Origin of the sequence: Bacillus sp. B4EP4a (assembly GCF_006680105.1) — a bacterium.
GTDB classification, from domain to species: domain Bacteria; phylum Bacillota; class Bacilli; order Bacillales; family DSM-1321; genus Peribacillus; species Peribacillus simplex_E.
This window is the reverse complement of the sequence record NZ_VHIK01000006.1, coordinates 102,111-127,763: the sequence shown is the minus strand read 5'-3', so window position 1 is coordinate 127,763 and position 25,653 is coordinate 102,111. Positions and strand designations below refer to the sequence as shown.

Genomic DNA, 25,653 nt, shown 5'->3' with positions numbered 1-25,653 from the left:
GTATGATATGAAAATCAAAAGCTACAGTAAGGTATTAAGTGCATTGGCCATTTCGTCTCTATTGCTTGCTGCATGTTCGAATGATACGGAGAAATCGTCAACGAAAGAGAAAAAGGGGAAAGATGTCGAACAGGTCGATACCTCTAAATTCCCGACAAAGACGACTAATCAAGGAGAGCCGATTAAAGGCGGCCATCTGACATATGGTTTGGTATCCGATACCCCGTTTGAAGGGATATTAAACAAAGTTTTCTATCAAGGCGAACCCGATAACCAAGTTATTACATTCTTTGATGAAGATTTACTGGATACAGACGAAAACTATGTTTTCACAAATGACGGTGCTGCTTCTTATGAAATATCAGACGATAATAAAACGGTAACACTTACAATAAAAGATAATGTTAATTGGCAAGATGGAAAACCTGTGACAGGTGCTGATTTAGAATATGCATATCTTGTCATGGGAAGCAAAGATTACAAAGGGGTACGCTATGATGAACAAATGGCATTAATCGAGGGTATGGAAGAGTATCATGAAGGGAAAGCGGATAAGATTTCAGGCATTAAAGTGGACGACAAGAAAATCACTTTCACTTTCAAAAAAGCGAATCCTTCCGTCACGACTGGATTATGGACATATCCGCTTCATAAAGAATACTTAAAAGATGTTCCGATTGCAGAGTTGGAATCTTCGGATAAAATCCGTAAAAACCCGATTGGTTTTGGACCATTTAAAGTGAAGAAAATCGTTCAAGGGGAAGCGGTCGAATTCGAAGCGAATAAAGATTATTACCGCGGTGCACCTAAATTGGACAGTGTCACATTAAAAGTCGTGAATCCGTCTGTTGTCGTTAAGTCACTTGAAAATGGTGACCTCGATGTAGCGGAGGTCCTGGCTGAACAATATGAACAGGCCAAGGAATTGGACAATGTCGAATTATTGGGGAAAGTTGAATTGGCTTATTCCTATATTGGCTTCAACTTCGGCCATTATGATAAGGAAAAAGAAGAAAATGTTATGGATGAAAATCCTAAATTCGAAGACAAACGCCTTCGTCAGGCGATGGCATATGCCATCAATAATGAAGAAGTTGGCGAAAAAATGTTCAAGGGCCTTCGTTTCCCTGCTAACTCGGTCATTACACCGAACTTTAAATATAACAATAAAGATCTAAAACCATATGAATATAATCCTGAAAAAGCTAAAAAACTCTTGGATGAAGCAGGATTTGTAGATACGAATAATGATGGAATTCGTGAAGATGCGGATGGAAAAGAGTTCAAGATCAACTTTGCTTCCATGAGCGGTTCGGATGTTTCTGAGCCACTAGCAAAATATTATATCCAACAATGGGAACAAGTAGGTTTGGACGTTGAATTGCAGGATGGAAGGCTTCATGAGTTCAATTCATTCTACGACCTGCTGAAAAAGGATAATGACGAAGTTGATGTTTATTCAGCTGCATGGGGTGTCGCATCCGATCCTGATCCATCAGGAATATGGTCAAGGTCTGCAGAATTTAACTATACCCGCTGGGTGAATGAAAAAAATGATGAGCTTCTTGCTAAAGGGATTTCAGAGGAAGCCTTCGATGATCAATATCGGATCGATACGTATAATGAGTGGCAAGAATTGATTCATGAAGAGGTACCGGTCATTCCAACATTATTCCGTTATCAATTGGCTGGAGTGAATGAACGCGTTACAGGTTATGATTACCTCGCAGGCCGCCAATATCAGTGGCATAATGTGGGGGTAACGAAATAATTTAATTGATGACTATCGGCTGCCTTTATGGGCGGTCGATTTTTTTGCGTTTCAATGAAGTGGATAAAGGTTATATAGATAATAGTAAGTAATTGGAAGGGTGATATTGATGGAAGTGAGAAATCCTAATGAAACAAAGAGAGAGTTAGAAATATTGTTTACTGAATCGGTTGGCCGGTTACTGAAACCTCTTGAAGAGGAAATCATTGCTGACATTGTAGCCTATCCAGACGAAAAGAGAATTGCCTTCTTGGAATATATGAAGGAAATGTCCAACAAACAAAGACAGTTGAAATAAGTTGAACTTTCATCATGAAGGAGGTTTTTTTATGAGGAACGAAGATATGGGCAGATACAAAGTATGGCGAGATAAGTGGAAAAGAAAAGTTAATATGGAGAATTTAGCGTTATATGGCATTTCAACATTAGTTATGGCCATCTTGCCTGTCCTGGCCCATATGAGTTAAATCGATTAATAGGACCGTCTTTTGGCGGTCTTTTAATATGTTAAAAGTTCCCATGAAAAGATATAATGAACAAAGAGGAAAGGAGAGATATGCATGAGTTTGATAAAAGAAGAAGAGATCGTATCATACATAAAAGAATTGGTGTCCATACCTAGCCCCTCCGGCTATACAGATCAAGCGATTAAATACGCGGCTGATTTCATGGAGCAGAGGAAGGTTCCTTACAAGATCACGAATAAAGGGGCATTGCTTGCTTCATTAAAAGGCGAAGATGATGGCAAACATCGTTTGTTGACTGCCCATGTCGATACTTTGGGAGCCATGGTAAAGGAAATCAAGGCAAATGGCCGCCTTAAATTGACGATGATCGGCGGTTTTCGCTGGAACTCAGTGGAAGGGGAGTATTGTAAAATCCACACAGCTGACGGAGCAATTATCACCGGGACCATCTTAATCAATCAGACCTCTGTCCACGTATATAAAAATGCCGGGGATGCCAAGCGTGATGATGAGACAATTGAGGTCCGGGTAGATGCTGTCGTGAAAACTAAAGCGGAAACTGAAGCCATTGGCATTTCTGTTGGAGATTTTGTCTCCTTTGAACCGAGAGTGGAAGTTACGGATACAGGCTTTTTGAAATCAAGGCATTTGGATGATAAAGCAAGCGTCGGCATCCTGCTTCATATCATTGACCTCATTTCCGCAGGAAAGATAAAATTGGCAAATACGACCCATTTCCTGATTTCAAACAATGAAGAAATCGGCTATGGCGGTAATTCCAATATCCCTGAGAAAACAGTGGAATATCTAGCTGTCGATATGGGAGCGATCGGTGATGGACAATCTACGGATGAATTCAGCGTTTCCATTTGCGCAAAAGACTCCTCGGGTCCTTATCATTATAAATTACGTCAGCATCTAGTCGCCCTTGCCAAAGCAAATGCTGTCGACTACCGCGTCGATATTTATCCATATTATGGTTCGGACGCTTCCGCAGCGATCCGGGCAGGCTATGATGTCGTACATGGTCTAATCGGACCGGGGATTGATGCTTCACATGCCTTCGAGCGGACGCATGTCTCTTCATTAAAACATACAGCCAATCTGATTTTGCATTATATCCAATCAGAGTTGGTTTAATCTTGAAAAAAGCCCGCACTCACATGAGTGCGGGCTTTTATTGGTTTTTTAGCGATATTCTTATTATACTCATGAGTTTTGGCGTAATACTCGTGAGTTTGGTCACTTTACTCGTGAGTGACAAATATTAATGATTTATAATGATAATTCTTGTGGAGGTTCACCATTGTTGTTCATCAACCGAATGCTTTCCGGTTTAATTTGAAGGATTAAATAATTGGGATCTTTCGAACCTTCGAACCAATCTTCAAATGATTCATTCCATAATTTATCCTTCAAATCCTGTGAATCGTTAATTTTCGAGGTACCTGAGATTTCCAGGTAGGAATCGCCTAATCCTTCATTATCATAGCCGATCAGAATATGAACATTAGGATTCTTTTCAATTTCATCAATTTTTTCCGTCTTTCCACTCGTTGGTGTGTATAAAGTTAATTCATCGTTAAGAAATGTCATATAGCGTGAATGTGGTTTGTTGTTTTCAACTGTAGATAAAACTCCTATTTTATGATCACGAATGATGTTCAATACTTTTTCTTTTAATTGGTTTTGGCTCATTTTTGCACACTCCTTTTATTTTTTTACTCTATTACTTTTCCTCTTTTTCCATTAAGTTAAACAAAATTATGCAGTTTGCCATTTTTATGAATGAAGACTGAAAGAATTTGCCATACTAGTCATTATGTGTTCTGTTTCATGATGTTAATCCATTTGTAAAGGTGAGTATGATGAATGAATTGTGGTGAATTACTTATCATTGGCGGGGCAGAGGATAAGTGCCTTGAAGGTGAAGTATTAAATAAATTTGTCGAGCTTGCAACCCATAACGACGGCGGAATAGGAATATTGCCTACAGCAAGTGAAATTCCTGAGGAAGTGAGTGCAGAGTATATCAAGATCTTCAGGGATTTAGGCGTGAACAGGGTGGAAGTGATCAAGCTGGATTCAAGGCAGGATGCAGATGATCCTGCAATTTGTGAACAGCTGAAATCTTTTTCAGCTATCTTCATTTCAGGGGGAAATCAAAGCCGATTGTCTGAACTGATTGGGAAAACCAAGTTCCACGATGCCCTTTCTAAATCCTGGCATAAAGGAATGGTGATAGCAGGGACAAGTGCTGGCGCTTCGATTTTAGGTAAGTACATGATCGTCGCTGCTGACACGATGCTGAATGCCAATAAATTAAAGGTTGAAATTGGGGTAGGCTTTGGCTTCCTTGACGGCCTGATAATCGATCAACATTTTTCCCAGCGTGGCCGCTTTGATCGTCTGTTAAGTGCGATAGCAGGGAATAAAGAAATTATGGGTATTGGCATTGATGAAAATACAGCAATTTTAGTTAAAGACGGTCATTTTGAAGTAGTTGGCCAACATCAAGTATTGGTTCTTGATGGCAGCACCAGTGATTATATCAATATCACATCTTCTGATAATGGCAGTGAAGAGTTGACTCTTTCGGGATTTAACCTTCATGCACTAACCAGGGGATACCGTTTTGACCTGCTTACCAGGAAATTGTTGATGAAAAAGGGGATCCAACAATGATGATCAATCGAGTCCGTTATTTAAAAGGACCTAATTATTTTGCTTACACACCTACGATTTGCATTGAATTGGATATAGGGGAACTTGAACAGAAACCATCTGATTCAATACCTGGATTCAATGAAAAATTGTTAAAGGCGCTCCCGAACTTGGGAAGCCATACATGTTCAAAAGGATATCGAGGCGGTTTCGCCGAAAGGCTGAGAAAAGGAACATGGATGGGACATATATTGGAGCATATAACGATTGAGCTTCAAAACTTGGCCGGAATCGAAGCCGTTCGTGGAAAAACGATAATGATGGAAAAGAAGGGTGTTTATTATGTTACCTTTGACTATCAGGAGCCTCACTCAGGTCTTCAAGCTTTTTTAGCAGCAAAAGATATCGTGGAAGCCATCCTGAATGGTGAGAAACTTATAAATGTACAATCTTATGTAAAACAAATAGAGCAGTTATATTATAAAAATAAACTGGGGCCAAGTACCGAAGCCATTTTTAAGGCAGCGCAGGCAAAAGATATCCCTGTCGAGCGAATGGGTGATGAAAGCTTACTGCGGTTAGGAACCGGTACAAGGCAGAAGTATGTCCAGGCGACAATATCTAGCCAAACTTCGAATATTGCCGTTGAGAATTCATGTGACAAATCATTGACTAAATCAATTTTAAGAGGGTGTGGTCTCCATGTACCTGAAGGGGAAGTTGCCCACTCCATTGAAGATATCTTTGCCTCGGCGGACAGGCTGGGTTTTCCACTGGTCATAAAACCGTATAATGGGAGACAGGGGCAGGGTGTCATCACCCATATCAAAAATAAGGATGAACTATTCAATGTAATTAATTGTTTGGAGTTGCAAGTGGAGAAGTACATTGTCGAACGGCATATTGAAGGACATGATTATCGGTTACTGATAGTCAACGGAGAACTTATCGCCGCTAGTTTGAGGCTTCCTCCCTATGTTATTGGCAACGGTAAGGAAACGATTCGCAGTTTGATAGAAAAGGAAAATTGTAATGAGTTGCGGGGAGAAGGTCATGAAAAGCCGATGTCAAAAATTCCACTTACACATACCGTGACGTGTTACTTGGAAAAATCGAACCGGACGCTCGATACCATTCCGAATCAAGGGGAATTGGTTCAAGTTGTCGGCAATGCAAATCTTTCGACTGGTGGAAAGGCAATCGATGTAACGGACCAGGTTCACCCTACCATTAAAAATATGGCTGTTGCTGCCGCGAAAGCGATCGGTTTGGATATAGCCGGAATAGATTTTATCTGTGAGGATATATCCAAACCAATCGAACATTCAAGGACTGCGATTATTGAAGTGAATGCTGCACCGGGAATTCGAATGCATCATTATCCGAGTGAAGGAAAAAAAAGGGATGTAGGCAAAGCCATTGTCGATTACTTATTTCCGACTAGGGAAGAGGCGGCTATACCGATCATCGCAGTGACCGGTACAAATGGAAAGACGACAACAACGCGATTGGTTCATTATTTTCTTACTAATGAAAAAACAAAGGTCGGTATGACAAATTCTGATGGAGTATATATCGGCGATGAGGTATTGGATCAAGGTGACTGCAGTGGCCCTGTCAGTGCAAGAATGATATTGGCCCATCCTGAAGTTGATGTAGCCGTATTGGAAACGGCCCGGGGCGGAATTCTGCGTGAAGGTCTGGCTTTTCGTAAATGTGATGTGGGGATCATCACCAATGTAAGTGAGGATCACCTCGGCCATGATGGAATCGATACATTGGATGATCTCATAAAATTAAAGAGGCTGGTAGCCGAAGTCGTAATGAAAACAGGTTATTGTGTGCTGAATGCAGATGATCCGAATGTAGCTGCCATGAACGCCTATACAGATGGGGAGGTTATTTACACCTCTACTGATGCCACCCAGCCTCACGTGAAGGCTGCGATAAATGGGGGAGGTAAAGTTTGGTACGTCAATGAACAAGGCGTGATTTGTCATTCATCTGATGGAGTCATCCATCAATTTATGGATTGCACCATTATTCCAATTACGATTTCAGGCATGGCACGTCATAATATCGCCAATTTACTTCAGGCGTTAGCCGCAGCCGAAACACAAGGCATTTCAATGGAAGAACTAAGAAGGAAGGCTGCCACATTTATGCCTGATACGAATTTGTCCAAAGGACGTTTCAATTTAAAAAAATTGAAAGAGCGCACGATCATCATCGACTATGCCCATAATGAAGCAGGATTGAAGGCTATATTCGAAACGGTCAGTGCCTATAACAAAAATCGTCTTATCACTGTTTTGGCAGGACCGGGGGACCGTATTGATGAAGAGCTTATCAGGCTCTCCAAGGTGGCGGCCATGAATTCTGATCTGTTCATCATTAAAGAAGATGATGATTTGCGTGGAAGGGAGCCGTTCGAAGTAGCGGGGCTGCTTCAGGGAGCTGCCGTAGAGGCTGGGTTACATAAAGATCGGACATTCATCGAACCTAATGAATTGGATGCATTCGTAAAAGCCTGGGAAACATCACAACCGGGTGATCTATTATTGTTCTTTTACACGGATTTCGAATATGTAGAGAGGTTTTTCGAAAAGGTTTCAACAACAAATCCATTGCCGAAGAAATAAAATAAAGTGCATTTCGCCCTAAAAATCCCTTCACTGTCCATCAAGGCAAGCTTGAGGAGTTTCAGTGAAGCTGGAAAGTGACTGATATGAAAAAAGCTAATCCAAGTGGATTAGCTTTTTTTAATACCCGTTTCATTTACAGCCGGGACAGCGGCATGGTCTTTTTTATATATTCGCTGAAGCACGATTGACTGAACAATCATGAATATACCTCCGATCGACCAATACAGCGGCAATGCAGCAGGAGCAGAGAAAGAAATGAATAAAATCATTGCTGGTGAGAGCAGGCTCATCATCTTCATTTGTTTCTGCTGTTCTTCCGGCATTTGTCTCATGGAAATGACCGATTGGAAGTAATAAATGACACCAGCAATAATCGCCATGGCAATATTCGGCTGGCCAAGACTGAACCAAAGGAAACTATGTGTCGCAATTTCATGGGAACCTTGAATCGCATAATAAAAGCCCATTAGAATCGGCATTTGAATTAAGAGCGGCAGACAGCCCATGTTTAAAGGATTGACTCCATGTTTTTGGTAAAGCTGCATCATTTCCTGTTGAAGGGCCTTTTGTTTAGCTGGATCTTTCGTCTCTTTGATTTTCTGCTGGATTGCTGTCATTTCCGGTTTCAGCCCACTCATCTTCGTTTTCATGCTAAGCTGTGTTTTATATTGCTTGGCAGTCAGTGGAAGCAAGACAAGGCGAATCAAAAATGTCATCATGATGATGCTTATACCATAGTTGCCATTAAATAAATCAGCATTAAATTCTAGCATTTTTGTCATAGGATTAACCAATGCAGTATGAAATGGCCCGCTCGTTGCTGCTGAGCATCCTGTCAAAAGGGTCGTTGCCAAAAATAGGACGGCAATTAGAAACATGTTTTTCTTCTTCATTATAATTTCCTCCTCGAATTGTTAATGTTTAAACAACGAGAAGGAGGCTTGGCTCATCGGAATCATCTGGTGAATCCTTGTGCCGGATAAATGTGAAAAAGCGCTGTGCACCGCGCCAGTCAAAAGTGCTGCCTTTCTGAACAGGAGATTTACTTTTATCTGAATGAACGGAAGCTTGATATTTGTCGTTCAAGAGTGATTGCTTTTTATTTAAGAAGTAAAACGCAGCCAGTGGAAAGACAAAGGTAAATAAGTAACCTGCCCATACCGCATGGCGAACGGTCTGATAATCGAATTCTAATAATAATTCCCACATAGGAATCCCTCGTTTTTTCTAAGATAAGAAAATTTAGTTCGGTTGGTCCCCAAAAACGATTTAGGGACTTGAATAAGTTTAAATCATTAAGAACACTATATCAAATTCTAGTACAAGAAAGCCAAAAAATATAGGGATTTTTTCAAAAAATAAACAGGGAATATTTTCTGGTGCATTAATTTCTCGTTAAAGGTCATATAGAACCTAGATTCGAGAGCGAAGATTGCACACATGGTCATACGTCTACATACGGATAAAAGGAAGTTCAATTCATTCGATAAACAGAACCGTCATAACGGTACTTAAAATAATTTATATCAAAATGCACATCCCCGAAGCATGGATAATCCATTAAAAGATCAAATAATGGATGTAAGGATTCCGCCTGGTCCGTCCTATGGAGGAGGCCCGCCTCATATAGCTCCGCCTTTAATTATTCCACAACTTTCATGATGGATGTATAAGGCAATTGACGCTTGTTCAATGAAAGGGTGCTTTTACCAACATACTTATGTATGGCTTAAGAATGTCCGCTCATTTTGGCTTTCCCCCACTTGTCGGTTAAATTCCGTGGCAGGTTATCGATGGAGAAGAGGCCAATAGCGATGGGCCTATAATGGTACGGATGGGCATGAGATACAATCATTTCAATGTTATTTAAAAAAACAATCCGCATTTGCGGATTGTTCAGTTTGTCGACAAAGGGGGAGTTCGAATGGTCTCACCCCGAACCATGATTATAAAAGAATACTTGAAATGAAACCCTGACTGGCTTGAAGGAATTTGCGACACCCCTACCGAATAACTGGCTAGCCAAGATCCCGCTAGATGTTGAAAGGGGCGGATTTCTGAAATCAACTGGAACGTTTTTAAAGAAAAAATAATAGGCAAACACATTCAAAGTTTCAATCCAGGAAATAATCAGGAAAATCAGAAATGATACCATCTAACTGCATCTTTTTGAACATGCGCATTTGTTTTTTATTGTTGACGGTCCATGTATATACTTTCATCCCGTGCTTTTGGATTCGCATTTGCAGCTTAGTACTTAAAATCGTTTGCTTTGGATTCAAAAATGATGCAAACTCGGCAATCTCTTTTAATTTTTGGTCATTAATTCGCCGTTTTATCAATACGCCCACTTGTATGTCCGGCATTAATTGATGGAACCTTTTCATGGATTCCATATCGAACGAATGTACCATTATCCTATTTTTACTTGTTGAATATTCTTGGAATTTCTCTAATTCTTCTGCAAGTTTCTGTTCAATGCCAGGATAAGCAGATGGATGTTTTATTTCGATTAAGATTCCAACTTCTGACCCGAAATTCTCCAATACCTCACTCAGTAAAGGAATCCTTTCGTTTTTATAGCGAGAATGATACCAGCTTCCTGCATCAAGTTCCTTTAATTCGGCTGCCGTGTAATCACGGAGGTTCCCTTTGCCGTTTGTGGTTCGATCCAGTGTGGGATCATGATGAACCACAAGTACATCATCTTTACTAAGATGGATATCCACTTCCAGGAAATCAGCTCCCAATTCAATTGCTTTAATATAAGAAGCCATGGTATTCTCGGGGCAATATCCAGATGCACCGCGATGTCCAATTTTAAGGGGGGAATGCTGCATTATGAAGCTTTCAGGGAAATCACTCTTTGATCTTTTAGCGTAGATAGCGAACAGTACAAGTATGGTTAACAAGATAATAAGAATAAATGCAATCATCTTTCACACTCCTATTAGGCACATTATTTTATATATCCTTTACCCAAACTTAAAGAATATAAAGAAGAAGTTAGCAGGACAGCCTTATTTCATAATTTTACATGTTAGGCAGGAAAAAATCATGTTTTACACAATGTTATAATCCAGACTTAAAGGATTTATTGTAAAGGTATGGAATACATATAATTTAAGCATCTATAAAGGAGGGAAAGCGGATGGAATTGCAGGTGAAACCGAAGTCTAAAAAATGGAAGGGGAATTTTGGTTTATATTTTTCCCTGCCCATTCTCTCTTGGGCGTTTTACGATTTTGCCAATACGATTTTTTCTTCTAATATAAATACGATTTTCTTTCCATTCTTCCTCCAGGAACAGATTGGGGAAAATGCCGTTCTTGATCAGATTGCAAGTACCTTCATCTCCTACGCTAATGCGATTGCCAGTTTGTTTCTTGTTTTGTTTTCCCCGCTGTTCGGAGTCATGATCGATCGAACGGGAAAAATGAAAAAATACATTATAATTTTTACACTCATTTCTGTTGTATGTACATTTTTAATGGGGGTATTTGGAGGGGCTCCGTTCGATGGAAAGCTTCTGGGCATTCCAATTTCCTTAGCGATCGTCATTCTTTTATTTGTGATAGCAAAGTTTTTCTATCATTCGAGTCTTGTTTTCTATGATACGATGATGAGTGATTTAGGCACGAAACAGCAATTGCCGCTTATATCAGGATTTGGAGTGGCGGTAGGTTATCTTGGAACGTTAGTGGGACTGTCGATCTATCCATTCATTAGTAAAGGGAGTTCACATGAAGCCTTTATTCCAACGGCGATTTTATTTCTGGTTTTTTCCCTTCCTTTATTCTTTTTCTTAAAAGAGACTCCAAAACAGCAAAAAGCGAAACAACCTTTTTTATCCGGTTATAAGGAAATTAAATCAACATTTAAAGAGATGCAATCCTATCGATCGGTTTTTACATTCATGATTGCTTATTTCTTTTTAAATGATGCAATTGCTACCACTATCGGCATGATGGCCGTATATGCCAAGACTGTTGTTGGATTTTCCTCAAGCGGATTCATTTTGCTTTACTTGGTATCGACAGTATCGAGTATTGCCGGATCGTTTCTGTTTGGATATATCACTCAGTCGAAGGGACCGCGGCTAGCTGTGACATATGTGGGAGTTCTGCTCTTGGTCGCTTTATTTATAGCAGTCTTCGCACAAACCGCTCTTTGGTTCTGGGTTGCAGGGAGTATGTTTGGTATTTCACTAGGTTCGATGTGGGTGACATCACGGACATATATCATTGAATTGACCCCGATAGAGAAGAGGGGGCAATTTTTTGGACTATTTGCATTCTCCGGAAAAGTTTCTTCCATAATCGGTCCGCTTTTATATGGAACGATAACGTTGGTATTCCATGACCTCGGTACATTGGCGAGCCGGATGGCATTAGGGTCACTGATCATCATGGCGGTAATAGGTCTGGGCTTTCTTTTGAAGTTGAAGGGATTGGAAGAAGTGAAATAGTAAAAAGGGAATGGAGCCGGCCTTAATGCCGTATCCATTCCCTTGCATATTTTTATACTAAAATCAAGGTGACATCGACGTTCCCGCGAGTTGCTTTTGAATAAGGGCAGGTCATGTGAGCTTTTTTGGCAAAGTCTTCGGCTTCTTCCCTGCTTAGGTCGGGAATCGAAACATCCAACCTTACAGCTAATTTAAAACCACCGTCTTCCTCATCTTTACCAATCGTGACATTTGCCGTCACGGAAGTATCGACTTTTTTCTTTTCTTTTTGCAGAACAAGATTCAAGGCACTGTCAAAACAAGCTGCATAACCGGCTGCAAATAACTGTTCAGGATTTGTAGCACGCTCACCGGAACCACCTAATTCCTTCGGTGACCTCACATCGAAATCCAGAATCCCGTCCTCTGATTTAACATGTCCCTCACGACCACCGTGTACGGTAACTGTAGCTGTATATAATGGTTTCAATGAAAACAACTCCTTTGTTTATTCTTATTATCTTTAGTTCCCTACTGTAAGTCTTGTTAAACAAAATGAAAGCAAATGTATGGGTAGTATTGTTTGAAATTGGTTTTAAATTGGAAGATATTGTTTTATAATGTACTGTATTAGGAGATGTAATACACCCATTTGCTAGGAGGGGTTGATGATGTTTGAGTTGGATGTCCAAAGTGGAAAGCCGATATATGAGCAATTGATGGATAAGTTTAAGGAACTAATGATCAATGAAGTTTTACAGGAACATAATCAGCTCCCATCCATACGAATATTGGCTCAGGAATTGACCATCAATCCGAATACGATCCAGAAAGCGTACAAGCAGCTTGAATCTGACGGGTTTATATATACATTGCCAGGCAAAGGGAATTTCGTGGCACCTCCTAAATCTTTAAAAAACTCATTAAAAGAAGAAAAGATCAGAAACGAGCTCTCAAAGGTACTCGCTGAAGCTCTGTATATCGGAATCGATAAACATGAAATTTATAGATTAATAAAGGAAATCAGTCCATTGGCAAAGGGGGGAGAATCATGATTGAAATAAAACAGGTGAGTAAATTATATGAAGGAAAAGAAGCGATCAAAAACGTCACCTTGTTCATACAAAAAGGCTCCATATTCGGGTTATTAGGTTCAAATGGGGCAGGGAAAACGACTTTATTAAAAATGCTTTCAGGCAATCTGATACAGGACGCAGGTGAAGTTCTTATTGATCGATCATATGTGTTTGAAAACCGTGTAGTGAAAAATCGTTGTTTCTTCCTTCCTGATATACCTTATTTCCTGGCTAACTATACGATCATGCAAATGGCAGGTTTTTATAGTCATATTTATAGTGAGTGGAATCAAGAACGTTTCTATCAATTACAGGAAGTATTCCAGATCCCCATCCAAACTAAAATACATAAACTATCGAAGGGGATGCAGAGACAGGTTGCTTTTTGGCTCGCACTCTCGACGATGCCGGAAGTTCTCATCCTGGATGAACCTTTTGATGGATTAGATCCGGTCATGCGTAAAAATGTGAGACAGTTGTTGATTCAGGATGTATCGGAAAGGGGTATGACGATTTTACTATCGTCCCATAATCTCAGGGAAATTGAAGATTTAGCCGATCATGTAGGGATTTTGCACAAGGGTGAACTTGTTATCGAAAAGGATTTGAATGACTTAAAAGCGGATGTACACAAAGTGCAAATTGCCTTTAAACATAAAATTCCCCACGGTTTATACCGCGGAATTCAAATTCTTAATAAGGAAAGACGCGGCAGCGTGATCGTTTGCATCGTTAAAGGTAAAGAATCCATGATTAAATCGCACTTTAATCAGTATCAGCCAGAAATATTAGATATTCTCCCACTTACTCTAGAGGAGATATTCATTTATGAAATGGGGGATATCGGTTATGTCATCCAGAATAACCTGGTTTAATAGAGAACTGATTATCTATATTTTCAGAAGCACTGGCTGGATTGGCTTCCTGTATCTCGTAGGCCTCATATTTGCCCTGCCTCTGGAAATGTTAGCGATTATCTTGAATGAGAACAATGAATATGTGGAATTCGAAAACCTTTTTTCCTGTCAGCAGATGATACAGTTTGTCTTGGTCATCGTTATTCCAGTATTACTTGCCATCTTCCTTTTTCGGTTCTTACAAATGAAACAAGCTTCAGACTTTATTCATAGTTTACCGATTACTAGACGCAGCATCTACGTTCATATGATTGGGACGGGAATTGGCTTCATGGGTTTGCCGATTTTACTTACAGGTTCAATATTGATATTATTTCACTCGGCAATTGATGTAGAAAGGCTATATACCATGACGGATATATGGTCTTGGATGGGGACTACATTTATTTTGGAAGCTTTGATCTTTTCTGTTGCCGTTCTTGTTGGAATGGTGACGGGATTATCAGCATTTCAAGGATTGCTGACCTATATTTTTCTTGCTTTGCCGGTGGGGCTGTTTGTTTTGTTTGCAGCCAATGTGAAGTTTTTGATAGAAGGATTTTCAACAGATTATTATCTTAGTGCCAATATGAATGGCATCTCCCCCTTATTAGCAGCAACGGAGATGGAAAAAATCACTTTTTTCTCTATTAATACATTAATTTATAGTATAGTAACCTTTCTATTTCTGATCAGCTCTCTTTTTCTCTATGAGAGGAGAAAGCTGGAGCATGTGTCGCAGGCATTTGTTTACCCGAAGATTAAGCCATTATTTAAATTCGTCCTGACATTATGCATGATGCTGTTCACAGGGCTTTATTTTAGCGAAACGACAGGAAAACCTGGGTGGATTTTCTTCGGATATGCCGTCGGTTCTTTGCTTGGATATTATTTAGGGGAAATCGTCCTGCAAAAGACTTGGCGAATACGGGTCAAGCTGAAAGGTTATGTAACATTTATAGTGGTTATCATTGTGCTGACACTCTTAATAAAAATAGATCCCATTCAGTATAAGGCCAAGGTTCCTGATGAAAAGATGATTAGCCAAATTTATATTGGCGATTCTCCTTTATTTTTTGAAGATGATGACACGTCGAATAAAGCTTCCAATTATCTTAATGAGAAGGAAAATATAGAAGCGATCAGGTTATTGCATCAGGAAATTATCGATAAGGGTAAAAAGGTTTCCATTGGTGAATTGAATGATGGACAATCCGTATTTCTGATGTATGAACTCAAGAATGGCAAACGGTTAGCAAGAGAGTACCATTTGCAAAATTACGACTCTTACATGCCGCTATTGGCGAAAATATATGAGTCGAATGAATATAAAAAAATGGTTAATGAGTTATTGAATGTTTCTACTGAAGACATATCTAAAATCAAGATAACGGCGAGCGGACAAGTGGACAAATCAATAACGATTACGGACGGCCAACAGCTGGAAACTGCCGTACAGGCATTGTCAGAGGATCTGAATAATCAATCGTTCGCCCAAATGACATCTTCTTTTGGTGATTATGCCACCATCGAAATTCTTTTGAATAATAACAAAACCATTTATATGAATTGGGACTCTTCATATACTCAGTTTTCAAAATGGATGGAAAGTACCGGACAATCGGAAAAAGCTCGGTTAATGGCTGATGATATCTCTTATATCCTGGTTGCGAAGACCGATTCGGAAATTTATCATTCGAGTTCTGAAAGTGAACTTGCACAGCAGATTGAACAACAGCCAAATCGCTTGAAAATTAAGACGGCTTTGGAAATCGAGACGGCCATTGATAATGCCCAAATCGATTGGGGCGGAGAGTATTCAGCTGCCTTTTATTATAAGGAAAGCAGAGATGTGGACATTAAGAGTTTTTCTGGCGAACATGTTCCTGGCTTCATTGTGGATCATTTTAATGAAAGATAACGTGAATAATTCGCTTGTACACATATATAGGAAAGGATGCCACCCAATATGGCGGCATCCTTTTACATTGCCTATCAATTATGTTTGTGTATCTATGCTTTAGAGTTTTACGACGTTTTTGGCTTGAGGTCCGCGGTTTCCTTCTTCGATCTCAAATTCAACCTCTTGACCTTCATCAAGGCTCTTGAAACCTTCTCCTTGAATGGCGGAAAAATGTACGAATACATCATCTTCGTTTGGTACTTCGATGAATCCAAATCCTTTGTCACTATTGAACCATTTCACTTTACCTGTTACTGTCATTCGATGAATCCTCCTAAAAAGTTAAAAAATATTAATGGTGATGATTTTACCTGGATGGAAAAATCAATTCACACATTATCAAGCATCCACATTCAAGTTATAGTATCATACGAAGATGCTTGATAATATGTGAAAGCCTACATTATTAACCCACTAACCTCTGGAGCAATTTCCAGTTTTTTAGTATATACCCACCTTTATAAAGGATAAAACAAATGGAAGCAATTTATACATTCCCATTTAGGGAAAATAATATTAGGAAGGTTTTATAAGGGGAAGTATAACGGTATTGTCGTGCAGAATTTTCCTGGTTTGAAATTTGACGGGGATGCCATGTCCAAAAGGAAAAGCCTTTATGGTTGAAATTAAAATAATCGGGTATAGGATAAGAAAGAAAGGACGGATGAAAAATGAAAAAATTATTAAAAAGGGCCCTCATTTTTGCTGCTCCCATCATATTCAAGGAAGTAAAAAAACGTTGGAAGAACAAGCGGAATCAAAAAGCGATTAAAACTGTAAGGTAAATGAGCTAAACCATGAATAAATGAACGATAACCATAAGGATAAAGATAAGGGGCGCTGATTAAGCGTCTTTTGTTTTGCCATCTGGACAAATCCTCTTATGGTGTTTCATTCACCTCTACATCTTTCCTTCATATCGTGTTAAAATAGAAAGGTTGATTGACATGAATGCAGAGTAGCCAAGGCTCATGCCTTATGATATATTTTTTCTTACATATATTGTGTAGGATCAGGATTTTTTCATACAAAGAAAGGTTGCTATTCCAATGTAAAAAATATAGTAAATCTCCTATAAATTTTTTTTGATGACTCCAATAATGAAAGGAACATTTTATGACTACATTAAAAGACGAGGTTCAATCCCGACGGACCTTCGCAATCATCTCTCATCCGGATGCCGGGAAAACGACTTTGACAGAAAAATTATTGCTGTTTGGCGGCGCGATCCGTGATGCCGGAACAGTTAAAGCTAGAAAAACAGGGAAGTATGCAACAAGTGACTGGATGGAGATTGAAAAGCAACGGGGAATTTCCGTTACATCTTCAGTCATGCAATTCGATTATGATGATTTCCGTGTCAATATTCTCGATACACCAGGCCACCAAGATTTTAGTGAAGACACCTATCGTACACTGATGGCTGTTGATAGCGCCGTGATGATTATCGATTCGGCAAAGGGTATCGAGGATCAGACAGTTAAATTATTCAAAGTATGCCGGATGAGGGGCATCCCGATTTTCACTTTTATCAATAAAATGGACCGACAAGGTAAAACGCCGCTTGAATTGCTTGCCGAACTCGAAGAGGTATTAGGTATAGAAACATATCCAATGAACTGGCCGATTGGGATGGGAAAAGACTTCGTGGGCATTTACGACAGGTTCAATAATCGGATTGAACAGTTCAAAACTGAAGGGGAAGAGCGTTTCCTTCCGTTGAATGACGAAGGTGAACTCGAAGTGGATCATAAACTTAAGGATTCCCAGTTATATGAGCAAACTTTGGAAGAAATCATGCTGTTAACGGAAGCGGGTAACCAATTCTCTGAAGAAAACATTGCGAATGGAAAACTAAGTCCCGTATTTTTCGGAAGTGCTTTAACGACATTCGGTGTTCAGACGTTTTTGGATGCTTATTTGAAATTTGCACCAGCTCCACAAGCACGGATGACAACGTCGGGTGAAATGGACCCTGTTAGTAATGATTTTTCTGGCTTTATTTTCAAGATCCAAGCGAATATGAACCCAAAACACCGTGACCGAATTGCTTTCCTTCGTATCTGCTCCGGTAAATTCGAGCGTGGAATGAGCGTAAACTTGAGCAGGACAGGGAAACCGATTAACCTGTCTTCTTCTACCCAATTCATGGCTGATGATCGGAACACCGTAAATGAAGCGGTAAGCGGAGATATCATCGGTTTATATGATACCGGTAACTACCAGATTGGAGATACGATCACAACTAGCAAAGACATGTTCCAGTTTGAAAGGCTGCCTCAGTTTACACCGGAACTATTCATGAGGGTAACAGCTAAAAACGTCATGAAACAGAAGCATTTCCATAAAGGAATTAACCAACTTGTACAAGAAGGGGCAATTCAGCTCTTCAAAACGGTTCGGATGGAAGAATATCTGCTTGGTGCGGTTGGGCAACTTCAATTCGAAGTATTCGAGCATCGAATGAGGAACGAGTACAATGTTGAAGTCGTGATGGAGCGCATGGGCAGTAAGATTACACGTTGGGCTGAAGATGAGAAGCTGGATGAAAACCTTCATAGCTCAAGAAGCATCCTTGTTAAAGACCGGTTTGATAAATATGCATTCTTATTTGAAAATGAGTTTGCACTTCGTTGGTTCCAAGATAAAAATCCTGACGTGGAATTATATAATCCAATGGATTTGAAATAATGGAAAAGCCCGTGTAATATACACGGGCTTTTTTCATTATCTGGAGCATTGTTTAAATATCGAAAGGTTTTTTTGATAGTACCTTAAACATGTTTCCGCGGCTATATTTACCTTATATTATGTGAAATTATCTATAGAGCAAATTTATGGAGGAACTTCATAATCAATCAGGCTTCGACTTAACTGTTAAAACAAAATCACTTAGGCGGAGTATTAGCTTGGTACATTGGATCAGAAACCCATGACATTTGAGATGAATATCATTTAAATCAATAGTTTAACTGGAAAACTTCGGATGGTGGAGATTGTTCAGCTTGGAGAATAAGGTCCTTTTAGGGTCTAAATCTGCAAGCTTTTTTTGTGTAATCCCCAAAAACAGATTCCAGATAAAAGTAATATAAACAATAAAGACTGATGTTATAAATACATAAGTAGGATTTGCATGTATTTTCGAATTATAGGTTTCAAATGCCCGGTATACATCTTCACTGATGACTACAATTACTAATCTTTTTTCATGATCATTAACATATCTCTAGTAATTAAATGATCTTTTCTATGTTTAGGCCATTTTACACAATTGATGAGTAAGTCTAAACCTTGAGTACTGTCTTAATACATTGTTGATTTGAAATCTGTTGAAAATGCGGGTATTTTAGACATTACCCCTGTTTTAAACATGGCGACTTTAGATAAACGGAAACAGGGAGATAGAAGATGTTAGACAGCTGTATTTTTGAAAATTAAATAGTAACTAATTGGAAAGGTTAAATAAGAAAATCGTAGCAACTTTTAGCATGGTAAGAATTGCTGGGATATTCCGCGAAACTTCTTAATGAACTGCATAATAATAATTGAAAATTTGTGGCTTTAACCCTGGTGCAGGAGGAGAATATCAAAAATAACTTATATTCAACTACCGAGGTATGCATTTATACCCAAGCCTACGAAGGTATAGTCGGTTTTATCATTGGAAAATATTGCAGATGAATCAGTATTTTTAAGGATACGATTGACAAATAGTTAGGTAATATCTTATCACAATTGAATTAAATCAATTGGCTACCTTTTTGGAACTTGATAAAGTACCGAATAATTGTGTGATGTAAGCAAAATGAACATACTTAACAAAAAAAGTATCTTCCTTAAAGTTAATAGAGTTTTTAGACCAAAGAGGTGTGTAGCAGTGAAAAAAGGGAAATGGAGTCTACAGTTTACTATTATGATACTGGTGTGTGGGGTAGTAGCCCTATCATTATTTATTACAGATATTCTTATTAGCCAAACTGTTGCGGATACAATAGAGAAGAGCCAGACTGAAAAAGCAGTAAACGTAGCACGCATGGCAGCACAAACGCCGCTTGTAATTGAAGCGTTAAGTGGAAGTGGGAAAAATCAGGAAGTTCAGCAATTTACCAATAGGATAAAAAAATCGACAGATGTAGAATTTGTAGTAATAATCGATAATAATGGAATCCGGAAAACTCACCCCGATCCAAGTAAAATAGGAAAAAAATTTGTTGGAGGGGATGAGAAAGATGTATTACGAGGTAGAGAGCACATATCTATTTCCAAAGGAACTTTAGGCAGGTCTTTGCGTTCTTTCACCCCTGTTTATGATTCAGAGGATAATCAAATTGGAGCCGTGGTGGTCGGTATTTCTCTTCAAAAAGTTAATGATGCTGTTTTAAAAAGCCGTTTTAATATTTATGTAGGAACCGTTTTTGGAATATTAACCGGAATTGCCGGCGCAATACTTTTGGCAAGGTATATTAAGAAAATATTATTTGGGCTGGAACCTTTTGCTATTGCGAAGGTTTTAAAAGAGCGAAACGCCATTTTACAATCAGTTCGGGAGGGAATTATAGCGGTAGATCAGAGTTCAACCATTACTCTCGTAAACAAAGCAGCTTTAAAGATATTTAAAAAAGCGGGCATTAATGAAAATCCAACGGGTAAAAAGGTAACTAGTTACATGCCTGACTCAAACCTGGATAGAATCCTGGAGACCGGCAAGGTCGAATTAGATAAAGAGCAGGATTTAAAAGATAGTGTCTTACTAGTGAATAAGGTACCAGTATTTGTGAAGGATGAAATCGTAGGTGCCGTGGCTACATTTCGTGATAAAACTGAAATACATCTGCTGGCGGAACAGCTGACTGGAGTCCGTTTATATGCTGAATCGTTAAGGGCCCAGTCGCACGAATTCATGAACAAACTTCATGTAATACTTGGTATGGTGCATATGCATTACTATGATCAGCTTGCAGCATATATTAGTGATCTTGTTGACCACAGAGAAAACGAGATTGGCTTTATTACCAAAACCGTTAAAGATCCAGTACTAGCCGGTTTTTTAATTGGAAAACTAAGTTATGCCAGGGAAGCAGGTGCTAAGCTGGCATTATCCTCTGACTTTCAATTGCCAGAACCAGAAAATGCATCTATTACTCATGAGCTAATTACGATAATAGGAAATTTGATTGACAATGCTATAGAAGCAGTGGAAAAAAGGCCCGTTAAACGAATTGAATTAAAGTTTGATTATGCAGATGATATTTTAACTATTGAAGTTCATGATACTGGACAGGGAATATCTGATGCCAATCTTAATCATATCCTTCTAAAAGGATTTACAACAAAAGGAGAGGACAGGGGGATTGGTTTATATTTGGTTAAGGCAAGCCTGGATAAGCTAGGTGGAGATCTCGATATTAGTTCAAAAGAAGGTCAAGAAACAACGTTTGTGGTTTATATACCATACAAAAGCAAGGATGATGTAGGATGATTAAGGTAATGATCGTAGAAGATGACCCGATGGTTGCAGAGTTCAATAAGCGCTATTTGAATCAAGTCGATGGCTACGAATTAGCTGCTGTCTGTTCCTCAGTGGATCAAGCTCTGAATGTATTGGAAAATCAAAGAATAGGGTTAGTTCTATTAGACATTTTCATGCCTGGGAAAAATGGACTCGATTTACTCTCACAAATTCGAGAAAGTGAAAAAGAGATAGATGTTATTGTCATTTCTGCTGCGTCGGACATTGAGAGGATTCAGAAAGCATTAAGACTAGGCGCTGTTGATTATTTAATTAAGCCGTTTGAATTTGAACGTTTTAACGCGGCCTTATCAGCATATCGGAACAAATCAGATTTTATTCAAGATAAAAATATGCTAAATCAAGAAGAATTAGATTATCGAATATTGCATCAAGAAGAAATTCATTTACCAGAGGAATTACCGAAAGGATTGGCTCAAGATACCTTAAAGATTATATGGAATGTGATACTGGTATTTAAAAATGCTCCCTTTTCAACAGAGGAAGTCGTAAATGTGGCGGGTATATCCAGGGTATCAGTAAGGAAATATTTAAAATTCATGAAGGATATCGGGGTCCTTGATGTTAAGGTAATCTATGGAACGGTAGGCCGACCAGTCTCCCAACACAAATTTAATGATGACAAGAGCCATATTATTCAACGTTATCTGTAAGTAGCCAAATGGCTGCTTACTTTTTTTAATTACATAATACTAAAATTAGTTAAATAAGCTAGTGTCCCCCGTAAATGACTACTAAGATATAGACTGGCGATTGAGTTATTTATAAATTTTTCACAAGATTGAACAAATAAGCAGTAATGAGGAAATATTTAAGTTTTTATGTGCTGTATATTTATTTTCCTTTTTACAGTTTTCTTTTAGTAATTACACTTCCCCGGGGAAGAATATACTCTATTGCCTGGTAATGATCATTTTTAAATATACATTTTTAGGAAGAGGGTACGTCTATGACAGCATATGAAAAGACAAAAAAGGGCTTGGAAACAACTTTAAGAGGAAAAGGTATTCTGTCAAACCCTTTTATTAATAAAGGGGTTGCTTTCACTAAGGAAGAAAGAAATGAACTAGGATTGGTAGGCTTGCTGCCATCCCAGGTGCTTACTCTTGAGGAACAAGTAAAAAGAGCTTATGAACAATTCTCCACTCAACCTACCAATATTCGGAAGAATGGAATGTTATATGATTTATTTAATAGGAATGTGGTACTGTTTTACCGCCTACTTAAAGACCATCTAAGTGAAATACTTCCGATCATTTACACACCTACTGTAGGAGAGGCCATTCAACAGTACTCCCAAGAATATCACCGTCCAGGAGGTCTATACCTATCTATTGATAATATGGAGGGAATGGAAGATGCATTTAAAAACCTGGACCTTTCATCTGATGATATCGATTTAATAGTTGTTACAGATTCTGAAAGTATTCTTGGAATCGGAGATCAGGGAGTTGGCGGAATTAACATAGCCATTGGCAAATTGGCAGTCTACACTGCAGCTGCGGGAATTGATCCAAGCAGGGTGCTGCCTATTGTCCTGGATGTTGGGACTGACAATGAAAGCCTGATTAGTGATCCACTGTATATTGGTAACAGGTTTGGGCGTGTTCGCGGTGATGAATACACCGAATTCATTGATTTATTTGTTAAAAATTCTCAAGCCTTCTTCCCAAGGGTATTACTTCACTGGGAAGACTTTGGAAATATAAATGCACGAAATATAATCGATAATTATGGCGAAAAGATCCTCACTTTTAATGATGATATACAAGGTACAGGTGCAGTAACACTAGCCGCCGTAAAGTCTGCATTACAAGTAACTGGTGTTCCTTTAAAGGAACAAAGAGTTGTTGTTTTTGGTCCAGGTGCAGCAGGAATCGGTAATGCTGATCAGATGGTTGAAGCCATGATCCTTGATGGCATTTCCAGAGAAGAGGCATATGGTAACTTTTGGGCCGTCGATTATCGTGGATTGTTGATAGATGACATTCCGGATGTTTTGAAATTCCAAAAGTCGTATTGCCGGAAAGCTGAAGAAGTCGAGGAATGGGCTCGGAATGAAGTCGGAATTATCCCATTATTAGAGGTAATAAAAAAGGTTAAACCAACCATCTTAATCGGCACCTCTGGTCAAACAGGAGCTTTCTCAGAAGAAGTTGTAAAAGAAATGGCAAAGCACGTGGAACATCCTATTATTATGCCGATGTCAAATCCGACTGCCTTAGCGGAAGCTGTTCCTGAAGACCTTATAAAGTGGACTCAAGGTAAAGCCTTAATAGCGACAGGAAGCCCGTTTGATGATGTTGACTATAATGGTGTGACTTATACAATCGGACAATCTAATAATGCATATATTTTTCCAGGACTTGGACTTGGTGCAATTGTCGCAGAAGCAACAATAATCTCTAAGGGCATGCTTGCAGCAGCATCATCTGCTGTTTCAAGATTATCGGATAGCAATAAGCATGGTGCTTCTTTACTCCCTTCAATCAAACAATTGCAAGAGGTTTCTAAATCTGTAGCCATCGAAGTGGCCAAGACAGCCATTGAAGAAGGAGTTGCGAAAGCGGATATAACAGATATTGAAAAAGCAATTACAGAATCCATGTGGAAGCCGGAGTACAAAACTATTCATGGGAAATAAATCCAGATTATTTTGTTGTCTCAAAAGAAAGGGATCCGTTTTAGGGGAATCTCCGTATAAGTCAGTCATAGTAGAATCTTTTAAATAGGACAATTTTTTGGAAAGAGAAGTGCATCTCGAGTGAATATTGGGAATATATTTTTAACATTGATACCAATCTTTTTTACAATTATTATTGGTTATTTGGGTGGCTATTTTAAAGTTTTTAATTCAGAATCATCCAAAGGGCTTAATACGTTAGTTACAAAATTTGCATTACCTGCACACTTATTCATTGGGATCACAACAACCTCAAAACAAACCTTAATTAATCAATGGTCATTTTTCTTAACTATGACCATAGGTGTTATTGGCTTTTACATTATCCTATTAATAGTAGCTCGTTTGGTGTTTAAATACGATTTAACTGCAGCATCTATGTTTTCATTAAACGCAACTCAGCCAGCTTTTGCTTTTATGGGGATATCTGTATTAGGCAGTTTGTTTGGGGCGCAAGAGATAGCTATACCTATTGCGATTACCGGTATTGTGGTGAATGCCCTTCTGGATCCATTAGCAACAATAGTTGGTACGGTCGGACAATCCAGATTGGGTAAATCTAAAGATGAAAAAACAAACATTTTGGGTATCGTTTTGCATGGTCTTAGCGAACCGCTTGCATGTATTCCCTTACTTGCTGTTGTATTAACACTATTAGGGTTCCAGGCACCGGATATCATAAAAAATGCGCTCGATCAAATTGGGTCAGTGACATCTGGGGTTGCATTATTTGCTGTTGGTGTAACCGTGGGTATCCGTAAGATTAGCTTACGACCAATTGCTTTTGGTATTTCCATTTTAAAAGTTGTGGCTATTCCATTATATATGATTCTGGTTGCCCATCTAATTGGCCTTGATCATGCAGATACAATTAAAGCTATTTTGCTAGTATCATTTCCGGGATCTGCTGTAGCGGCAATGATTTCAACTAGATTTGATTCGTTATCAACTGAAACAGCATCTTCATTTGTAATTAGTACCATTCTATCTTTAATTACATTACCTATCTATATATCCTTGTTAATGTAGCCTTCTAAGTATCCATCCTTCTTGGATGGATACTTTTCAACGGAAGTTTGTGAAATACTTAACAAACTTATTGTATAACATTAACCTTTTTTTGAAAAGAGGAGATGTTGGCTATTTTTATTTAAGGGGATGGCGTTTGATTAAAGGTGTAAGTCCAGGAAAATGCGTCGCAAATAGTATCAATTGCAAAAATCGCTATTAATCAAAAAAGGGTTATAATAAAAGGATTAGTATAATTACACATACGAATGCAGCAGTTGATGAAATCTAAAATCTAAATCTTCGGTGTACAGGAATCATTTTTTTACTTACAAAACGCAGTTTGTACACAATAATAATTTTTATTAATTGGTAAGTTAAAAACCAAATTATCTGATGATCAGGAACGGTTTGCAGTTCATTTAGGTGGGACTAGACATATCTGAAAAGAATTGTAGGGACATCGTTTTGGATTAAGATAGGGCCTTATTTGGGGGCTAAGC

General features: G+C 38.8%; 21 protein-coding genes. 15 read left to right on the top strand and 6 right to left on the bottom strand.

Features of this window, described 5'->3' with window-relative positions; genetic code table 11:
- Nucleotides 1-7: 7 nt before the first annotated feature.
- The 4 genes from opp4A (at nt 8) to FNK51_RS03840 (ending at nt 3,378) form a co-directional block, all read left to right on the top strand.
- Nucleotides 8-1,771 (top strand): oligopeptide ABC transporter substrate-binding protein, encoded by a 1,764-nt coding sequence (opp4A, locus tag FNK51_RS03850; RefSeq protein ID WP_141992481.1) that lies wholly within the window; start codon nt 8-10, stop codon nt 1,769-1,771.
- Nucleotides 1,772-1,880: 109 nt separating this feature from the next.
- Nucleotides 1,881-2,069: a hypothetical protein gene (locus FNK51_RS03845; protein ID WP_034314269.1), complete on the top strand. Its 189-nt coding sequence runs from the start codon at nt 1,881-1,883 to the stop codon at nt 2,067-2,069.
- Between the two features lie 31 nt (nt 2,070-2,100).
- Complete coding sequence (locus FNK51_RS26380; RefSeq protein WP_179891045.1) at nt 2,101-2,238, top strand: hypothetical protein; 138 nt, start codon at nt 2,101-2,103, stop codon at nt 2,236-2,238.
- A gap of 93 nt (nt 2,239-2,331) precedes the next feature.
- Nucleotides 2,332-3,378: a M42 family metallopeptidase gene (locus FNK51_RS03840; RefSeq protein WP_141992480.1), complete on the top strand. Its 1,047-nt coding sequence runs from the start codon at nt 2,332-2,334 to the stop codon at nt 3,376-3,378.
- Between the two features lie 135 nt (nt 3,379-3,513).
- On the opposite strand, the gene FNK51_RS03835 is transcribed toward FNK51_RS03840, so the two are convergent.
- Nucleotides 3,514-3,936 (bottom strand): pyridoxamine 5'-phosphate oxidase family protein, encoded by a 423-nt coding sequence (locus FNK51_RS03835; protein WP_141992479.1) that lies wholly within the window; start codon nt 3,934-3,936, stop codon nt 3,514-3,516.
- A gap of 174 nt (nt 3,937-4,110) precedes the next feature.
- On the opposite strand from FNK51_RS03835, the gene FNK51_RS03830 reads away from it, so the two are divergent.
- Nucleotides 4,111-4,923, top strand: coding sequence for a cyanophycinase (locus tag FNK51_RS03830; protein WP_141992478.1), 813 nt, complete (start codon nt 4,111-4,113; stop codon nt 4,921-4,923).
- Nucleotides 4,920-7,544 carry a cyanophycin synthetase gene (gene cphA, locus FNK51_RS03825; protein ID WP_141992477.1) on the top strand — a complete coding sequence of 875 codons (2,625 nt, stop codon included), beginning with the start codon at nt 4,920-4,922 and terminating at the stop codon, nt 7,542-7,544. Before FNK51_RS03830 ends, cphA begins: the two co-directional genes overlap by 4 nt.
- Nucleotides 7,545-7,654: 110 nt before the next feature.
- On the opposite strand, the gene yidC is transcribed toward cphA, so the two are convergent.
- The 3 genes from yidC to FNK51_RS03810 form a co-directional block, all read right to left on the bottom strand.
- Nucleotides 7,655-8,440, bottom strand: coding sequence for a membrane protein insertase YidC (gene yidC / locus FNK51_RS03820; RefSeq protein WP_141992476.1), 786 nt, complete (start codon nt 8,438-8,440; stop codon nt 7,655-7,657).
- A 28-nt stretch (nt 8,441-8,468) separates the two neighbouring features.
- Nucleotides 8,469-8,756, bottom strand: a complete 288-nt coding sequence (locus tag FNK51_RS03815; protein ID WP_098371207.1) for a hypothetical protein — start codon at nt 8,754-8,756, stop codon at nt 8,469-8,471.
- 905 nt (nt 8,757-9,661) lie between these two features.
- Nucleotides 9,662-10,483 (bottom strand): glycerophosphodiester phosphodiesterase, encoded by an 822-nt coding sequence (locus FNK51_RS03810; RefSeq protein ID WP_098371205.1) that lies wholly within the window; start codon nt 10,481-10,483, stop codon nt 9,662-9,664.
- A 215-nt stretch (nt 10,484-10,698) separates the two neighbouring features.
- Between FNK51_RS03810 and FNK51_RS03805 the strand changes: the two genes are divergently transcribed.
- Complete coding sequence (locus tag FNK51_RS03805; protein ID WP_141992475.1) at nt 10,699-12,015, top strand: MFS transporter; 1,317 nt, start codon at nt 10,699-10,701, stop codon at nt 12,013-12,015.
- Between the two features lie 52 nt (nt 12,016-12,067).
- On the opposite strand, the gene FNK51_RS03800 is transcribed toward FNK51_RS03805, so the two are convergent.
- A complete protein-coding gene (locus FNK51_RS03800) occupies nt 12,068-12,484 on the bottom strand; it encodes an organic hydroperoxide resistance protein (protein WP_076366919.1) in 417 nt (138 codons plus the stop codon).
- A gap of 178 nt (nt 12,485-12,662) precedes the next feature.
- Here FNK51_RS03800 and FNK51_RS03795 point away from each other — a divergent pair, with 178 nt between their 5' ends.
- The 3 genes from FNK51_RS03795 to FNK51_RS03785 are packed head-to-tail and all read left to right on the top strand — an operon-like array spanning nt 12,663 to nt 15,887.
- Nucleotides 12,663-13,049, top strand: a complete 387-nt coding sequence (locus tag FNK51_RS03795; protein ID WP_452451161.1) for a GntR family transcriptional regulator — start codon at nt 12,663-12,665, stop codon at nt 13,047-13,049.
- Entirely contained in the window at nt 13,046-13,945 is a 900-nt protein-coding gene (locus FNK51_RS03790) for an ABC transporter ATP-binding protein (protein WP_098371201.1), read from the top strand. The genes FNK51_RS03795 and FNK51_RS03790 overlap by 4 nt, the downstream gene beginning before the upstream one ends.
- Nucleotides 13,920-15,887 (top strand): DUF6449 domain-containing protein, encoded by a 1,968-nt coding sequence (locus FNK51_RS03785; RefSeq protein ID WP_141992473.1) that lies wholly within the window; start codon nt 13,920-13,922, stop codon nt 15,885-15,887. The genes FNK51_RS03790 and FNK51_RS03785 overlap by 26 nt, the downstream gene beginning before the upstream one ends.
- 99 nt (nt 15,888-15,986) lie before the next feature.
- On the opposite strand, the gene FNK51_RS03780 is transcribed toward FNK51_RS03785, so the two are convergent.
- A complete protein-coding gene (locus FNK51_RS03780) occupies nt 15,987-16,190 on the bottom strand; it encodes a cold-shock protein (RefSeq protein WP_061462203.1) in 204 nt (67 codons plus the stop codon).
- A gap of 855 nt (nt 16,191-17,045) precedes the next feature.
- On the opposite strand from FNK51_RS03780, the gene FNK51_RS03775 reads away from it, so the two are divergent.
- The 5 genes from FNK51_RS03775 to FNK51_RS03750 all read left to right on the top strand — a co-directional run bounded on the left by FNK51_RS03775 (nt 17,046) and on the right by FNK51_RS03750 (nt 25,171).
- Nucleotides 17,046-18,620 (top strand): peptide chain release factor 3, encoded by a 1,575-nt coding sequence (locus tag FNK51_RS03775; protein WP_076366909.1) that lies wholly within the window; start codon nt 17,046-17,048, stop codon nt 18,618-18,620.
- A gap of 1,186 nt (nt 18,621-19,806) precedes the next feature.
- The gene (gene dcuS / locus FNK51_RS03765; protein ID WP_141992472.1) at nt 19,807-21,408 is read left to right on the top strand and encodes a DcuS/MalK family sensor histidine kinase; all 1,602 of its coding nucleotides are present in this window, start codon (nt 19,807-19,809) and stop codon (nt 21,406-21,408) included.
- Entirely contained in the window at nt 21,405-22,112 is a 708-nt protein-coding gene (locus FNK51_RS03760) for a response regulator (protein ID WP_141992471.1), read from the top strand. Before dcuS ends, FNK51_RS03760 begins: the two co-directional genes overlap by 4 nt.
- A 296-nt stretch (nt 22,113-22,408) precedes the next feature.
- Entirely contained in the window at nt 22,409-24,103 is a 1,695-nt protein-coding gene (locus FNK51_RS03755) for an NAD-dependent malic enzyme (protein WP_141992470.1), read from the top strand.
- Between the two features lie 120 nt (nt 24,104-24,223).
- Complete coding sequence (locus tag FNK51_RS03750; RefSeq protein ID WP_098371195.1) at nt 24,224-25,171, top strand: AEC family transporter; 948 nt, start codon at nt 24,224-24,226, stop codon at nt 25,169-25,171.
- The last annotated feature ends 482 nt before the right edge of the window (nt 25,172-25,653 follow it).

Coding starts and splice junctions, on each gene's coding strand:
- FNK51_RS03845 (WP_034314269.1), top strand. CDS start 1,881: ATGGAAGTGAGAAATCCTAATGAAACAAAGAGAGAGTTAGAAATATTG.
- FNK51_RS03785 (WP_141992473.1), top strand. CDS start 13,920: ATGTCATCCAGAATAACCTGGTTTAATAGAGAACTGATTATCTATATT.
- FNK51_RS03835 (WP_141992479.1), bottom strand. CDS start 3,936: ATGAGCCAAAACCAATTAAAAGAAAAAGTATTGAACATCATTCGTGAT.
- FNK51_RS03790 (WP_098371201.1), top strand. CDS start 13,046: ATGATTGAAATAAAACAGGTGAGTAAATTATATGAAGGAAAAGAAGCG.
- FNK51_RS03805 (WP_141992475.1), top strand. CDS start 10,699: ATGGAATTGCAGGTGAAACCGAAGTCTAAAAAATGGAAGGGGAATTTT.
- opp4A (WP_141992481.1), top strand. CDS start 8: ATGAAAATCAAAAGCTACAGTAAGGTATTAAGTGCATTGGCCATTTCG.
- FNK51_RS03755 (WP_141992470.1), top strand. CDS start 22,409: ATGACAGCATATGAAAAGACAAAAAAGGGCTTGGAAACAACTTTAAGA.
- FNK51_RS03840 (WP_141992480.1), top strand. CDS start 2,332: ATGAGTTTGATAAAAGAAGAAGAGATCGTATCATACATAAAAGAATTG.
- FNK51_RS03810 (WP_098371205.1), bottom strand. CDS start 10,483: ATGATTGCATTTATTCTTATTATCTTGTTAACCATACTTGTACTGTTC.
- yidC (WP_141992476.1), bottom strand. CDS start 8,440: ATGAAGAAGAAAAACATGTTTCTAATTGCCGTCCTATTTTTGGCAACG.
- FNK51_RS26380 (WP_179891045.1), top strand. CDS start 2,101: ATGAGGAACGAAGATATGGGCAGATACAAAGTATGGCGAGATAAGTGG.
- FNK51_RS03830 (WP_141992478.1), top strand. CDS start 4,111: ATGAATTGTGGTGAATTACTTATCATTGGCGGGGCAGAGGATAAGTGC.
- FNK51_RS03780 (WP_061462203.1), bottom strand. CDS start 16,190: ATGACAGTAACAGGTAAAGTGAAATGGTTCAATAGTGACAAAGGATTT.
- cphA (WP_141992477.1), top strand. CDS start 4,920: ATGATGATCAATCGAGTCCGTTATTTAAAAGGACCTAATTATTTTGCT.
- FNK51_RS03775 (WP_076366909.1), top strand. CDS start 17,046: ATGACTACATTAAAAGACGAGGTTCAATCCCGACGGACCTTCGCAATC.
- FNK51_RS03815 (WP_098371207.1), bottom strand. CDS start 8,756: ATGTGGGAATTATTATTAGAATTCGATTATCAGACCGTTCGCCATGCG.
- FNK51_RS03795 (WP_452451161.1), top strand. CDS start 12,663: ATGATGTTTGAGTTGGATGTCCAAAGTGGAAAGCCGATATATGAGCAA.
- FNK51_RS03760 (WP_141992471.1), top strand. CDS start 21,405: ATGATTAAGGTAATGATCGTAGAAGATGACCCGATGGTTGCAGAGTTC.